Below are 13903 nucleotides of genomic sequence, written 5' to 3'. Positions count from 1 at the left end.
GCACGACAGGCTCGGCCGTCCAAAGCTTGATACCCATCCAGATCAGATAAGCCGCGCCGGCATAGCGCAGGATCGTCATCACGATCCCCATTTCGGCGGCGATGATCGACAGGCCGAAAGCTGCCAGGCTCAAGAAGATCAGGATGCCGACGACCGTTCCCGCCCCATAAGCCATGCCCGAGGTCGCGCCGTGCGAGATCGTACGGGCCACGATGGTCATGTTGTCCGGGCCAGGGCTGGCGGCGAATACAAAGAAGGCCGCTGCGAAGGCGAGTAAGGTTGAAATATCCATGGAACCCCCGAAGTTATGATCGCTTACGGGCTTTCAGGATACGCGGTTTTCTCTGATGTGGAAGGGCGGATGCGGGGCCATTTGCGACAGGCCGTTTCTTACGACTGGCTCGTTAGAAGTTTGATCCCGGAGAATGCGAAGAATGCTCAAGGAAATTCTGCCGTTGAGGCTGGCGACATTCCGAAGGATGATTGAGATAAAACAAGAGACCCCCACCGATCGGTGACCACCTGGTCAAGCAATCCCCTAACTTCGATGCCAGTAACTACGGATTTGCGCGACTGTCCGATCTCGCAAAGGTCTCGGGCATCCTTGAAGTCGAGCGCATGGGAGAGCACCCGAAGGTGGTCAGGGTGTGGCTTAAGAAGCGCTAGGATTGCCGCGGTCCGCGACCCCCTAGCTGAACGGCGATTGTTTGCCCAAATCGGAAGCGGTTCAATGGACTTCTACCCAAGGCGCAAATATCATAAGTGCGTTGCCACTTCCTCGGGTAATTGCCCAAATGGCCGAAGAACGCGTCAAGCGCCGTCTTGCTGCAATCGTCGTCGCGGACGTCGTTGGTTATTCGCGTTTGATGGAGGGGGACGAGGTTACGACGCTTGCGACGCTGAAGGAGCGCCGAGCGACCATTCTCCAACCTGTCGTGCGGGCGCATGGCGGCCGTGTCGTCAAAGTGATGGGAGACGGGGTTCTCCTGGAGTTCGCAAGTGCGGTCAACGCCCTGTCAGCAGCGATCGAGTTGCAGCGGAAGATGGCGGATGCAAACGCTGCCCTGCCGGAGGCGCGACGCATCGTGTTGCGCATCGGGATCAATCTCGGCGATGTCGTCATAGACGGCAGTGATCTCTATGGCGACGGCGTCAACATCGCCGCTCGGCTCCAAAGCCTCGCCGAGCCGGGAGCCATCTATGTGGCGGCGGGTATTCGAGATCAAGTCAATCGCAAGCTTGCGCTCGGTTTTGACGATCTTGGACCGAAGTCATTGAAGAACATCGCTGAGCCGGTTCATGTCTATCGCGCGCTCTTTGAAACCTGCGCCAAGGTTTATCACGAAGAGCCAGCCACGCTGCCACTGCCTGCCAAGCCCTCCATCGCCGTGTTGCCGTTCACCAACATGAGTGGCGAAGCCGAACAGGACGCGTTTGCGGACGGGTTGACGGAAGACCTGATTACTGACCTTTCGAGAAATGCCGGCTTGTTCGTCATCGCCCGCCATTCGACCTTCGCCTACAAGGGAAAATCAATCGACGTCCGCGTGATCGCACGCGACTTAGGCGTCCGCTACATCCTTGAAGGCAGCGCCCGGCGGGCAGCAGGCCGAATGCGCATCAACGTCCAACTCATCGACGCGGTCGGCGGTGGTCACCTCTGGGCGGAGCGCTTCGACCGAAGTCGCGAAGACATCTTCAGCGTTCAGGACGAGGTCATCGGTAAGATCGTCGAGGCGCTCGTTGGACAATTGGTGGAGTTGCCGCCACGAAAACGTCCGAAGAGCCTGGAGGCCTACGACATCTGCGTCCGAGGACGCAGCTTGATCACATCCTTCACAAGCTTCCCGGAGGCCATCCGAGAAGCCCGGATGCTGCTGGAGCGAGCGATCCTGATCGAACCCGAGTATGCGGAGGCATTCCGCTGGCTGGCTTTCGTGCACTGGCAGCTATGGGCTCACAGCATCGAACCCTCAGACGAGAACCGGTCTCGGGCGTTGGAGCTAGCCCGCCGGGCGGTGCAATTGGATGGGAGCGATGCCGCGGCGCGTTGGGTCCTCGGGTACTTGCTCGCTTACGAAAAGTCATGGCCAGCATCCGACACTGAGTTTGAGGTGGCCTTCAAACTTGAGCCGAACAACACGGACGCTCTCGTCATGTGGTCGGAACTCGCAGTGTATGCTGGCCAGCCATTGGAAGCGATAGACACCATCATGCGGGCACTCCGGCTGAACCCGCGTCCTCCAGGCTGGTATTACTGGGAACTTGGACTGGCCTGTTACGTAGCCGGTCGATACGAGGAGGCCGTCAAGACATTGCGTATGGAGGCTACCTACCGCAGCGCCTCGCGTCGAATACTGGCTGCAAGCCTTGCCCAGCTTGGGCGTAAAGACGAGGCAACCCGTGAGGCGGCTCTTTTCATGGCGAAGACACCGCATTTCACGATTGCCCACTGGGCAGCTGCACAACCCGCTCGCGACATGGAGACGGTCCAGCGCCTCGTCGAAGGCTATCGCATGGCTGGATTGCGGTAGAATGGCGCACGCTGCGCTGGGGTGGGGAGTTCGCGATCTCGCAGCGAAGTCTGGCGTGACAGCTAATATTGTCAACAGGATCGAGAACGGTTCTCACGCAAAGCAGTCGACGATGGACGCTCTCCGGCGCGCCTTCCTCGACGGCAACTACTCCGGATCAGGCGGTCCTGGCGTTCGTCTCACTCAGCCGACCGGCGCGTCGATCGATGTGAACACCAATGAGACGGTTCAGTACAAAGAGCATCTGACGAACGATGCCCCTCCGGGCGCAGGTGGTTGATTGAAAAGCAAGGGCAACGCCGTTGAACTCCGCCTTTGCGCTCTGCGACAAGATCATGTAGACGCTGCGACCGGGCGCGACTGCCATTAACTTGAGAATGGGGTCGGGTGGCAGATTGACGTCACGCCGCTGTCACGAGATCACGTGGCCGCCCCTTATTCCAAGTCTTGACCGCCCTGCAGAGTAGCCCAGCGCCGTCAGTAGTCGCACGACAGCGCGTTCGTCGGCCGGAAGCCATGGCTGCATGCGGGATTAACCGAATGCCGTGGTTGGTACTGAAAATCAGGCGTGTTGAATTGGGGCGCCTCTTACACGCCGAAGCAAGCGCGCCCAGTCCGATCAGCACGTCCACCAAATGTCCAAACCTCGCTCATCTGTGTCTTCCTGCAGCTGTGTCGCCGACGGTACGGGACAGACGTCTGAAATCAGCCACTAAACTCGCGGGCACTGTAAGAGTGGCGCCGCGAGCTCGATCAGCCGCAGCGACCAGGCGCGCGAAAGCACCCGGCGGACGTCGGGGATGAGTTTCATTTTTTCACCAAAGGGTAGGCGATTTACGCCTAATGGAGGAAGTGCCAGCAATGCGAGGTTGTGCTTTTATACAGCCGACCCGATGCGGTCAGTTTCTCTTGTAAGCGCGTTAGGAAGCTCGCCCGCCCCGGCGAGCTTCCTGCTTTTCAGGGCTAAGACTGCGGCGCGCTCCAAAGCGTGTCCTAGATTGTGAGGATGTTGAGGGTTGTGTTCCGGCTGTCTCTGAGGCAGAGCAATCAGGCAGACACGCAAGGGTCGGCTATTGGAGCGGCAGCATTTTCTTGATGGCCTGAGAGGCTGGGGCGCGCTTGCGGTCCTGCTTTGCCATGTCTTCTGCGATGGGTTTCCGACCAGCGACTTTGCCCGCGAATACCGTGCTGGTCACGGGAAGCTGATCAAAGTCACAGTCGATGACGTGCCCGAACAGTTCGGCCAGGCATGGCGCAGTCATCAGATAACGCAGGCGCTGGGCGGTCGTCTTACACCGAGTCGCATCTTTCCTCACGTTAGCACTCAAGAGCCGCTTGGAGATGGGGAAACGCTGCTCCTCTGCAGCGACGGGCTTTCGGACATGCTTCCGGACGCCGTCATTCATCGCGTTCTTTCAAAGGAAATGGACGTGCAAGCGGCTGCCAATGCTTTGTTGCAGGCCGCTTTGGAGGCTGGCGGAGACGACAACATTTCTGTGATTGTCGTGGGCTTGGGGTCTGGATGACAACCTGATGAATGCGGGCCGGCTCAGATTTCAACCGGGGCACTATGCACCATGTTGGGAGGCCACCGGATCATTTCGAACCCCACCCGATGTGGCCTCCCTTGTCCTTCCAACAGAGGGACAAGGGGACAATTAGGCTCAGCTCACTTCGCGGCAATCGGACTTTGGTCCAGCCGACCGGCTATAGGGACGCAGGTCTATCGCGTCTGCCGCTTCGCTGTCAGGCGTGCCCAAGCGCCACGGAGCTTCCCGAGCCGCGAGGAAATCTTCTCCTTTGCGGGAGGAACCAACATGCCGTTGCGGAAATCAGCCAAGGCCTGGGCCTCCAGCCTCGTTCTTGCTCCCGAACCTTCCCGGTCAGCGACTGGCCTGCCGGTCTGGCGATCCATGACCGACCACATTCCGTTCTCAAGTGCTTGTATCTCGTAGCGCTGCATGACTGAAGCCATAGTGGAAGCTCCACATCAGCCTGAAATCCCTTTGAAATCAACTGGCTCGGCGCATTGCTTCATACATACTTTGGAGAGATGGTGAACTCCGAGTTACCTGCGCAAGCAAGGGCTGTCATCTCCCTGCTCGTCCCTACGAGCACCACATGTTCAATTCGATACGCATAGCCCGCTGATCTGCGCCTCCGCGCCGAAGGGATATGAAAGCGTGTGTCCAGTATCGCGAGTTGAATGTGACCCCCAACTCCGCCCGATGGTCGCGCCCAATAAACGACGACCCCTAGGCCGATCCGCTGCTAGATTGCGATCTCGTAGATCGCCGCATTGTCCTGAACATCGCGTAACCCCTTGTACGAGGCGGCCCGCAGCTTCCCGTCGTGTGTCCAGGCACGATACTCAATTTCAGCGATCAGCGTGGGCTGCACCCACACGAGATTCTTTCCTCGACCCGAATAGTCGACGGATGCACGCTTTCGTTTCAGTCGATCGAGCATTCTGCGGAGCTGCTCGGCGTTCTGTTCATTGAAGCCTGTTCCGACCGATCCGACGTAGACGATATCGTTTCCCCTGCGGGCGGCAAGGACGAGGCTGCCGATGCCGGCGCGCGCGACGCGGGATTGCTCATACCCGACGATAATGAAGCTGTCGCTCTGTGTGGTCTTAACCTTGATCCAGTCGCCGGTGCGGCCGGACGCGTAGGTGCTGTCCCGGTTCTTGGCAACGATACCCTCTAGTCCATGCTCGCACGCAGCTTCGAAGATTTGGTTGCCGTCGCCGTCGATCTCTTCCGACAAACGAACTGCACCGTCTTCATCGCGCAGCAGGGATTCGAGGAAATAGCGCCGCGCCGACAATTCCAGGCTGCGAATGTCGCGGCCATCGAAATAGAGAAGGTCGAACGCCATCATGATTGCGACGTCCGATGACTTCTTTCCAAGCCTGCCTCCGAGCGACTGCTGCAGTCTGCCAAAGTCCGGCCGGCCGAGTTCGTCGAGAACGACTGCTTCACCGTCGAGGATTGCCGTACCAACACCAAGTCGCTTAACGCTATCCTCGATGGCCGGAAACCGGTGTGTCCAGTCGTGGCCGCCGCGGGTCAGAATCCGCACCCTGCCGTTCTCGAGATGGACACAGATTCTGTAGCCGTCCCACTTGACCTCGAACGTCCATTCGTCGCCCTTCGGGGGCCTTTGTCTGCTGAGCGCAAGACAGGGATCGACGCGTAAGGGCATCGGATCGAGGGGAAGGCGCGGTTGCGAAGGATCGCGAGGCTTCCGAGACCTGCTGCGAACTGGTTCCTCGGATGCGACCAACGGCCGAGAACGCGGGGATTTTGCCATGGACCCATTACGCCAGATAAGCCGGGTTGAATCCATTCCCTCTTTCGGTTGTGCGATTGATCGTTGAAATGGTCGACCGCGATTGCCGCGACCCGGCTTGAAATCTCCTAAAGCACCATGGGCTCAGGAAGTGGTTCGCCAGTTTTGCTGACAACGGTAGAATTGTAGGGTTCCCGCGATGTGATCACAAGGCCGTCGTTCCGCAGTGGCCGGGCCAAGTGTTGGGCTTCCTCGCAGGCAGCGCGCATCCAGATTTCGGTCTCCTCATGACTGTAGTCCGTCTTGCGGAATGGCACCCCATTCACCTTGTACGTCCGGTTCTCCAGCCGAACAGAAACCTGAGACGGCGACTGGAGCCTTGGGAAGCTCGCTTATGCCTTCTCGAGCCAAAGCATGCAGAGCCATGCCTACATTGGTCAGATGGGCGTGACCAGGTAAGGTTTTTTGTCCTCTTGCAGGGCAAGGACGGCGGCGCACTTGGCAAGCTTTGGCGCCTGCATTGTGCATGGAGCAAGATGACCCCGGCACTCCCGAGGCTGGACAAACAGGCGGGTTGTTGCGCGACCTCGGCAGCCACGATATTTCTGGGGCTCAAGCCCGGCCGGCCTGTATTCAGTTCACCATTCGTCGTATCCTCTTGAGAAATATTGCCGGAGACCGGATATGCAGAACACGATGGCGGCCGGTGCCCGGCTGTCGCTGATCTTTCTTGCGATCGTCGCCTTCTTCTCGGTGGCGCGCGTCGGCCAACAACTCTTCGCCCCCATTGCGCTCGGCATCGTCGTCGGGACGATGTTTCTGCCACTGTCCCGCCGGATCGAAAGGCTCGGCGCGCCGAAAATGCTGGCCGGTCTCGTCGTCGTGATGCTGGTCTTCCTGGTGACTTTCATTTTCGTCATCGGGCTGGCACTGCCGGTGAGCGATTTCATCGACCGTGGCCCGCAGATGTGGAGGAGCTTCCGTCTCGAACTTGCTTCCTGGAAGGGCACCTTGGGTTCAATCCAGGAAGCGCAACGGCAGTTTTCCGGCCTTTTCCACGACCGCCACGTCTCGAGCGTTCAGGTTCAAAACGACAACGGTGTACAGTCGGCGCTGATGCTCGGCCCGGTCATCGTCAAGGAATATCTGCTTTTCGTCGTCAGCGTATTCTTCTTTATCGCCAATGCCGCAAAGCTTTGGCACGGCATCCGGGGGCTGCCTATCGAGAGGCCGGTAAAAGCTATGCTGATGCGCTTTCTCGATGATGTCGAAACTTCGATCTCAAAATATTTAATCACCATTGCCGCCATCAATTTCGCGCTCGGACTGGTTATCTGGGCAGCGATGGCTGTGGTTGGCCTGTCCAATGCTTATGAATGGGGCCTTCTCGCGGTCATCCTGAATTTCATTCCGTTTCTCGGGCCGGCGATCATGACGCTGATGCTCGTCTTTGCCGGACTCTCCAGTTTCCATGGACTCGTTCCAATCCTGCTGCCGGCCATTGTATATCTTCTTTTACATATGATTGAATCCCAGGTCGTTACCTCGCAGGCGCTTGGCGCTGCGACCCGTCTGAACCCTTTCCTTGTTTTCGTCTCGTTCGCCTTCTGGATCTGGCTCTGGGGCCCGGCCGGAGGATTTATCGCCATTCCGGCCTTACTGACCGGCAGCTCGCTTTATCGCGGCGCGGCGCGGTATGGACGCTACAAGGAACAGCCTGTTCTGGCTTCGCTGGAGGCCGAGCCTCACTCGACGGTGGCAGGCCTGGATAGGCCCGTTATCAGCCTGCCTGCTCGGCCTAGCTGATCGGGTTCCGTGAAAGCACGGAGATCGCTAAAGCCACTTATCGGCAACACAGTATTTCCCTGGCCACGGAATGTTCGAGATCGATGAGACGAACGTACCTTTCCGCCGGAAGGACGAGCGGGAAGGGCACAGCCCCATCGGTAGGATTTCATGATCGGAGCCGTCGGGATACAGGCCGGGAAATATCCGGCGCGATGACGCCTGACGTCGAAGTTGATCCGCCCGCTCGAAACTAACCTTTTGTTGTACTTGCTACTTGATACCATGCTATATTAGTACACGCTAACAACATCACTGACATAGCCTGACATCGGCAAAGGGATGGTTCAGGTCCTGGAGAAGCCATTTTCTGTGGAGGGGAATATGAAAGTCACACGTCGCACCGCGTCGATCGGCACCCTTGGTCTGCTTGCCGCCAGTTCACTCTCACCGGTACACGCCTTAGACGATCCACTCCGCGATCCCTTCGAGGGAAAAAGTGATTTCTGGCTGGCGGTCGAGGCCTACATCTACGGCTACCCGCTGGTCACCATGGAGATGACCCGCCGCGTCATCACCAACGTCGCCAAGGTTGCGGGCACAAAGGGCCCGATGGGACAGATCATCAAGCTTCGAGAATATCCGGACGCGTCGTTTACCGACGTTACTGCACCGAATGCAGACACGCTTTACACAACCGCCTTCATCGATGTCGGCAAAGAGCCATGGGTTTTCTCAATCCCGGAAATGAAGGATCGATACTACCTGTTCCCGATGCTCGACGGCTGGACAACAGTATTCCAGGTTCCCGGAAAACGGACGACCGGCGGCGACCCGCAGACATATGCGATCACCGGACCAGGGTGGGAAGGCAAGCTTCCGGACGGCGTCACGGAGTACAAATCCCCGACCAGCATCGTTTGGATTCTCGGTCGTATCTACTGCACCGGAACGCCCGATGACTACAAGGCCGTTCATGAGCTGCAAGACCAATGCAAGCTGGTGCCCTTGAGCAGTTATGGCAAGGACTGGAAGCCACCGGTCGGCAAGGTCGACCCCAAGATCGACATGAAGACGGCCGTACGCGAACAGGTGAACCGCATGGACGCCGTCGAGTACTTCACCTTGCTTAGCGAACTCATGAAGACGAACCCGCCGACCGCGGAGGACGCACCGATGGTCGAAAAGATGGCTGAAATCGGAATCGTCCCCGGGAAGGATTTCGACAAAAGCAAACTGGACGCCCGTTTCGTCAAGCGCATCCCCGAGATCGCCTTCGACCGCATCATGCTTCACTTCAAGTTCAGCGATGGCGATATCGCGGACGTAGACGGCTGGGGCTATACCACCAAGACGGGCATTTATGGTACAAACTATCTGCAACGGGCACTGATTACGGCTATCGGCCTTGGGGCAAACCGACCCGAGGATGCCATCTATCCGACGTCGACGAAGTCCAAGGACGGGGTATTTTCTCGTGCCTATGCGGGGTCCGAGGACTATGTCCTAACCTTTCCAAAGGGGCAGACGCCGCCGGTAAAGGGCTTTTGGTCGATAACGATGTACAACGAAAAGTACTTCTTCGTCGACAATCCGATCAACCGCTACTCCATCAGCGCACGACAGGACCTGAAGTCCAATGCCGATGGATCGGTCGACATCTACATCCAGAACAAGTCGCCAGGCGTCGACAAGGAGTCCAACTGGCTACCAGCACCGAAGGGCAAGTTCATCCTGATGATGAGGCTTTACTGGCCCGACGACAAATCGCCTTCGATACTTGATGGATCGTGGGCGATACCACCGGCAAAGAAGGCATGATAGTCGACTCGCGGTTTGGCGGAGGGTACTTTAACGATCTGCGAAGCAACGATGAAATCGATCTCGCCGATGTTGTCGAAAACGATTTTGAGCGCGGGTGTACCGTCCGACATGTAGCCATCGGCGTTGATTTCCAGCTCATATCCTTGCGTCTGAGGGTTCAGGTATGGAAGGATCTGGGGATCGTCGACGAAAATGTCGACGTCAAAGCTCTCGCGATGTTCGATCTGGAGCATCAGGGCCGTTCCGCCGCCGAAGCTCCATCTATCCAACAACGTGAATTTTGAGTTGGCTTGGTCCATCCCGTCCAATGATTGAGACAAGCAGCGGGAAAAGCCGGCACACGGCTGAAATACATCGGCGTCGGTAGGCCTCACCAACTGCGGGAGCTGCCTTCAACTCTCTGATCGAAATGCTCATGTGATGCCGGGCGCGTAGGCGTCGTCGGCCGTCGAATGGCACACTGCGCACTATCACGGGCGAGCGCACGAACAGCGCGTAGTAGGTGGTGCTGACGCCGCGTTTCAGGTCGGATTGGCGTGGACGCTATAGGCTGACCTTGGCGAGAGGCCGTGCCGTGGCGATCAAATCCCGCGGCACGGCTAGGCTGCTGCGGCATCATGCTCGCTGTTGCATCCAATGCGGTGTCCGCCTCGTGACACCGGCTGACCGATCTCTCGGCCGGACTGACAGCGCGACGCGCTCCGGCCGTTCTCATGGAAGACAGACTGAGCCATGCGCTGCTGGGCCCGTTGCAGCGCTGGTCCCCATCGTCCGGACCGTGGTTCGGAATCAGGTGCCGGAATAAAGGCCGCTCTCAATGTCCGCGAGCAGACCTGGCTCGGTCGGATGCCAGCCGAGGGTGGTACGGGTCCAGTCGCTCGACGCTGGAGTGTCGGAGGAGGCCAGCGCCGTGAACCAGTCGAAATGGGCACCTGCGGCGTCTGGCGGCAGACCCTCGACGGGGAGATCGAGGCTACGCCCCAACGCGGCGGCAATATCGCGGAATGGCACGGCCGACTCACTGACTGCGTGATAACACGCTCCACCTTCGCCCTTTTCCAAGGCAAGACGGAAAAGCCGCGCCGCATCGCGTCGATGCACGGCGCACCAGCGGTTCAGTCCCTTGCCAACATAGGCTGAGCGACCATGCTGGCGCGCAAATGTGGCGACGAAAGAAACAAAGCCTTGATCACCCGCCCCGTGGACCGAAGGCGAAAGGCGGACCACCGCCACCTTCGCTCCTCGTTCGGCAACCCGCGCGGCGGCATGTTCGCTTGCCGTGCGGGGGTGGGCTCCCTCGCTCATCGGGGCCGGGGTCGCTTCGGTTGAGACCGTGCCGCCCGGCAGTATCGCCGTGCCCGAGGTGACCAGCAACAGCCCGTCACGCCCGGTCAGCGCCGCGCCCAAAGTTTCGATCACCTGGGCGTCCTCGTGACAGCTCTCGACGAATCTCGAAAAGTCGTGGTTGAAACCCAGGTGGATCGTTGCGTCCGTAGCAGCCGCCCCGGTGCGAAGGCTCTCCAAATCACCAAGATCACCGCGATGGACCTTCGCCCCCGCCGCGATCAGCGCTGCCGCCGATCTCTCCGAGCGGGCGAGGCCGAGAACCTCGTGTCCGGCCGCAAGCAATTCCTCGACGACGGCCGTGCCGACAAAGCCGGTCGCACCGGTGACAAAAACACGCATTTTATGCTCCTACGGTTGGGCGGCAAATTGGCCATGCCGCAAATATCAATCAAACGTGTTGTACTAACAATGCGCAAACGTATATAAAACATTGGCCATCGTCCAAAATCGAGGAAGGCATGGACCCACTGTCGGATATTCTCTCGGTGCTGCGCCCGCAGAGCTATGTCTCTGCCGGCTTCGACGCAGCGGGCCCATGGTCGGTCGCCTTTCGCGATCAGCGGGGCTTTCTCAAATGCTATGCGGTGGTCTCTGGAACCTGCTGGCTGTCCGTCAGCGGCGTCGAAAAGCCGGTCCGCCTTGAAGCCGGCGAGGCTTTTGTGCTTCCAACCGGGCGCGACTTTCAATTGTCGAGTGATCTATCGCTGCCATCCAGTGATGCGGCCAAAATCTTCCCGCCAGGCCGGATCGGCGGGGTGGTGACATTGAACGGCGGCGGCGAAGTTTTTCTGATTGGCAGCCGCTTCGCAGTGCAGGGCATCGAGGCCGGCATGCTTTTAGCTGGCCTGCCGCCGATCATTCATCTTCATGGCGAGGCCGATCGTACCGCGTTGCGCCTCTCGGTCGGCCAAATGATGGACGAGTTGTCAGCCGCCCGTCCGGGTGCGTCGCTTATCGCCGAACATCTGGCGCATATGATGCTGGTGCAGGCGTTGCGGGCGCATCTGGAACAGACGCCAGAGAGCCAGGGTTGGCTCTATGCGCTTGCCGATCGACATATCAGCGCCGCGCTGACGGCGATTCACGCCGCGCCCGCGCGGAAGTGGACGCTGGAGCGCCTCGCCGGTGAGGCGGGCCTGTCACGCTCCGGCTTCGCGCAGCGGTTCCGCGAAACCGTGGGCGAGACGCCGATGGGCTATCTGACCCGATGGCGGATGTTCTCGGCCGTTGCGCGGCATCAACGCCAACCGCAGCCGCTGGCAAATCTGGCGCAGGAAGCTGGATACAACTCGGAAGCAGCCTTCAGTACGGCTTTCCGGCGCGTCATGGGGCGTTCATTCCGCAGCTATGTTCGCGATTCCGAGCGGATAGGCGACGTCGGGTTTTGACCTTCCCAGTGAAAGCTTTGGCGCGGCATTCCTTCCCTCCCGCAAACCGTCCCCGCAGGATTGCGGTTGAGCGACATCACGCCCGCTTTGGCTTGGAACCGCAATTTGATATGCGAACATCGAACGTCCGCAATGGGGCGGAAACCAGCTCGTGCCTAATCCGTGTGAATGGCTGCCTATGTTAGTCGTCGGCAAGCCGCAGTGGTCATTCCTCCTCGGCCAGACGATGACCGCTACTGGAGCGAGAAGCGCAATCGATCAACAAGGGCTTGTTCATTCGATATTCCCGCTTTGCGCGTTTAGGATCGGATAATGCATCCACTGTCACCGCGCGCGCTGGTCGTCCCGCCGTTGTATTCAAGACAGTATTTCGAGACCATGCATCTGGACGATTGAAAGCAGCTTCAGTGCTGGGCGACTTGGTCGCTTTGCACCTGTTTCTACATTGCACCGTGGATTTGCTGGTGTGCAGGCGGCGCGCAAGTACTGGCTGGCGTACGTGATTGTTCTCGCGCAACGCCTTATCACCGGCGTTGCGGGATGGACAGGCAAGTCTCATCGAAGGTCTTCATGGTGTCCTTGTCGATGGTGCCCGCCGCATGCATATCTTCGACGGCGCTATGGATTGCCTCAAAGGCATCGCTTTTGAACTTGAGCTTAGTCGTCATTACAAATCTCCCATTTCGTTGACAGCGTTGGAAGCTTTCCCGTCTAGCTACAGTGCGCAATTCTGCCGGCCCCATATGGTCATTCCTCCCGGGAGCACTTGAGATAAAGAACTCTGTCAACAGGGTCGTTGGTTCGGATCCCTTCAACTGCAGATGAGCTAAATGCGGCGAAATAGGACCGCGCGAAATGCGTAATGACAATATCTTTACGGTTCTTGTAAAGATGATGTCGTTACGCTACATGAAACGGGCAAATAGGAGTTTCCCATGCCGACCTCACACACGGGCAAAAGCCCGGACGCAAGCGTACCGCTGAATATGCGCATCAAGCCTGCGACCCGCAACTTGATCGATCGCGCCGCTGAGTTGCTCGGTAAGACGCGCACAGATTTCATGTTGGAGGCGTCCGAGCGCCGTGCCGAGGAGGTGCTGCTCGACCGCACTATCTTCACGGTAAGCCCCGAAATCTATGCCGAATACCTTGCCCGGCTCGATGCGCCTGCGCAGCTCAATGAGCGTCTAACACGTACCATGTCGACTAAAGCGCCGTGGGATGAGGCGTGACCCTCAGCGCACCGGCACCCCTAGCCGATCATCATGAGCTGGCCGAATTCAATTCCGGCGTCCCTGAACTGGACGACTGGCTGCGTCGCCGCGCCCGTTCCAATCAAGCAGGTGGGGCATCGCGGACCTTCGTCGTGTGCGAGGGAAGCCGCGTTATCGCCTATTACGCGCTCGCCTCCGGCGCGGTAAAACAGCCGGAAGCACCGGGCCGTTTTCGGCGTAATATGCCTGATCCAATCCCGGTCGCTGTGCTTGGTCGCCTCGCCATTGATCAATCCTACCAGGGGCGTGGTATCGGCAGGGCATTAGTGCGCGACGCGGGCCTGCGCCTGCTCAATGCCGCTGAAGTACTAGGCATCCGAGGCGTGCTGGTTCATGCGATTTCAGATGACGCACGAGCCTTCTATGAGGCTGTCGGCTTCCTGTCTTCTCCGTCCGACCCCATGATGCTGATGGTCGGATTGCACGACCTCAACAATGCGCTGAACCCCTAAGCGGA

At 58.8% G+C, this 13903-nt stretch carries 12 protein-coding genes and 3 pseudogenes; 9 read left to right on the top strand and 6 right to left on the bottom strand.

Annotation, left to right across the window (positions count from 1 at the left end):
• Positions 1 to 292: LysE family translocator (locus ATY79_RS20165; protein ID WP_141105744.1), on the bottom strand; the 292-nt coding region annotated here is incomplete at its 3' end.
• Between the two features lie 218 nt (positions 293 to 510).
• On the opposite strand from ATY79_RS20165, the gene ATY79_RS32005 reads away from it, so the two are divergent.
• From ATY79_RS32005 to ATY79_RS30605, 4 genes and pseudogenes are all read left to right on the top strand, one after another.
• Positions 511 to 666 (top strand): OST-HTH/LOTUS domain-containing protein, encoded by a 156-nt coding sequence (locus tag ATY79_RS32005; RefSeq protein ID WP_348627573.1) that lies wholly within the window; start codon positions 511 to 513, stop codon positions 664 to 666.
• A 128-nt stretch (positions 667 to 794) separates the two neighbouring features.
• Positions 795 to 2534, top strand: coding sequence for an adenylate/guanylate cyclase domain-containing protein (locus tag ATY79_RS20160; protein WP_088704702.1), 1740 nt, complete (start codon positions 795 to 797; stop codon positions 2532 to 2534).
• Positions 2535 to 2694: 160 nt separating this feature from the next.
• Positions 2695 to 2814: pseudogene (locus ATY79_RS32000) on the top strand (XRE family transcriptional regulator); the annotation flags it as partial.
• Positions 2815 to 3607: 793 nt separating this feature from the next.
• Positions 3608 to 4060, top strand: a complete 453-nt coding sequence (locus ATY79_RS30605) for a hypothetical protein (RefSeq protein WP_189638047.1) — start codon at positions 3608 to 3610, stop codon at positions 4058 to 4060.
• 197 nt (positions 4061 to 4257) lie between these two features.
• Here the strand turns inward: ATY79_RS30605 and ATY79_RS20145 are convergent, their stop codons facing one another.
• Together ATY79_RS20145 and ligD are read right to left on the bottom strand one after the other, a co-directional pair.
• A complete protein-coding gene (locus tag ATY79_RS20145) occupies positions 4258 to 4509 on the bottom strand; it encodes a hypothetical protein (protein WP_245312408.1) in 252 nt (83 codons plus the stop codon).
• Positions 4510 to 4805: 296 nt separating this feature from the next.
• Complete coding sequence (gene ligD / locus ATY79_RS20140; protein ID WP_088704705.1) at positions 4806 to 5849, bottom strand: non-homologous end-joining DNA ligase; 1044 nt, start codon at positions 5847 to 5849, stop codon at positions 4806 to 4808.
• A gap of 663 nt (positions 5850 to 6512) precedes the next feature.
• Between ligD and ATY79_RS20130 the strand changes: the two genes are divergently transcribed.
• Both ATY79_RS20130 and ATY79_RS20125 read left to right on the top strand, forming a co-directional pair.
• The gene (locus tag ATY79_RS20130) at positions 6513 to 7634 is read left to right on the top strand and encodes an AI-2E family transporter (RefSeq protein WP_088704700.1); all 1122 of its coding nucleotides are present in this window, start codon (positions 6513 to 6515) and stop codon (positions 7632 to 7634) included.
• 363 nt (positions 7635 to 7997) lie between these two features.
• A complete protein-coding gene (locus ATY79_RS20125) occupies positions 7998 to 9434 on the top strand; it encodes a DUF1254 domain-containing protein (protein ID WP_088704699.1) in 1437 nt (478 codons plus the stop codon).
• Between the two features lie 50 nt (positions 9435 to 9484).
• On the opposite strand, the pseudogene ATY79_RS31650 reads toward ATY79_RS20125, so the two are convergent.
• Together ATY79_RS31650 and ATY79_RS20115 are read right to left on the bottom strand one after the other, a co-directional pair.
• Positions 9485 to 9709, bottom strand: a pseudogene (locus ATY79_RS31650) (nucleotidyl transferase AbiEii/AbiGii toxin family protein); the annotation flags it as partial.
• Positions 9710 to 10226: 517 nt separating this feature from the next.
• Entirely contained in the window at positions 10227 to 11123 is an 897-nt protein-coding gene (locus ATY79_RS20115; protein WP_088704698.1) for an SDR family oxidoreductase, read from the bottom strand.
• 119 nt (positions 11124 to 11242) lie between these two features.
• On the opposite strand from ATY79_RS20115, the gene ATY79_RS20110 reads away from it, so the two are divergent.
• Positions 11243 to 12172 (top strand): AraC family transcriptional regulator, encoded by a 930-nt coding sequence (locus tag ATY79_RS20110; protein ID WP_088704697.1) that lies wholly within the window; start codon positions 11243 to 11245, stop codon positions 12170 to 12172.
• Between the two features lie 357 nt (positions 12173 to 12529).
• Here ATY79_RS20110 and ATY79_RS20105 read toward each other — a convergent pair.
• Positions 12530 to 12840 (bottom strand): annotated as a pseudogene (locus ATY79_RS20105) (DNA-binding transcriptional regulator).
• A 267-nt stretch (positions 12841 to 13107) separates the two neighbouring features.
• On the opposite strand from ATY79_RS20105, the gene ATY79_RS20100 reads away from it, so the two are divergent.
• Both ATY79_RS20100 and ATY79_RS20095 read left to right on the top strand, forming a co-directional pair.
• Positions 13108 to 13404 (top strand): DUF1778 domain-containing protein, encoded by a 297-nt coding sequence (locus ATY79_RS20100; protein ID WP_088704696.1) that lies wholly within the window; start codon positions 13108 to 13110, stop codon positions 13402 to 13404.
• Positions 13401 to 13898: a GNAT family N-acetyltransferase gene (locus tag ATY79_RS20095; protein ID WP_088704695.1), complete on the top strand. Its 498-nt coding sequence runs from the start codon at positions 13401 to 13403 to the stop codon at positions 13896 to 13898. Before ATY79_RS20100 ends, ATY79_RS20095 begins: the two co-directional genes overlap by 4 nt.
• Positions 13899 to 13903 lie beyond the last annotated feature (5 nt).

It is taken from the genome of Rhizobium sp. R693 (assembly GCF_002211315.1).
Taxonomy (GTDB): Bacteria; Pseudomonadota; Alphaproteobacteria; order Rhizobiales; family Rhizobiaceae; genus Rhizobium.
The sequence above is the reverse complement of the archived record's forward strand: the minus strand, read 5'-3'. Positions and strand labels throughout refer to the sequence as shown.

Coding starts and splice junctions, on each gene's coding strand:
- ATY79_RS20130 (WP_088704700.1), top strand. CDS start 6,513: ATGCAGAACACGATGGCGGCCGGTGCCCGGCTGTCGCTGATCTTTCTT.
- ATY79_RS20100 (WP_088704696.1), top strand. CDS start 13,108: ATGCCGACCTCACACACGGGCAAAAGCCCGGACGCAAGCGTACCGCTG.
- ATY79_RS20110 (WP_088704697.1), top strand. CDS start 11,243: ATGGACCCACTGTCGGATATTCTCTCGGTGCTGCGCCCGCAGAGCTAT.
- ATY79_RS20125 (WP_088704699.1), top strand. CDS start 7,998: ATGAAAGTCACACGTCGCACCGCGTCGATCGGCACCCTTGGTCTGCTT.
- ATY79_RS20145 (WP_245312408.1), bottom strand. CDS start 4,509: ATGGCTTCAGTCATGCAGCGCTACGAGATACAAGCACTTGAGAACGGA.
- ligD (WP_088704705.1), bottom strand. CDS start 5,849: ATGGCAAAATCCCCGCGTTCTCGGCCGTTGGTCGCATCCGAGGAACCA.
- ATY79_RS20115 (WP_088704698.1), bottom strand. CDS start 11,123: ATGCGTGTTTTTGTCACCGGTGCGACCGGCTTTGTCGGCACGGCCGTC.
- ATY79_RS20160 (WP_088704702.1), top strand. CDS start 795: ATGGCCGAAGAACGCGTCAAGCGCCGTCTTGCTGCAATCGTCGTCGCG.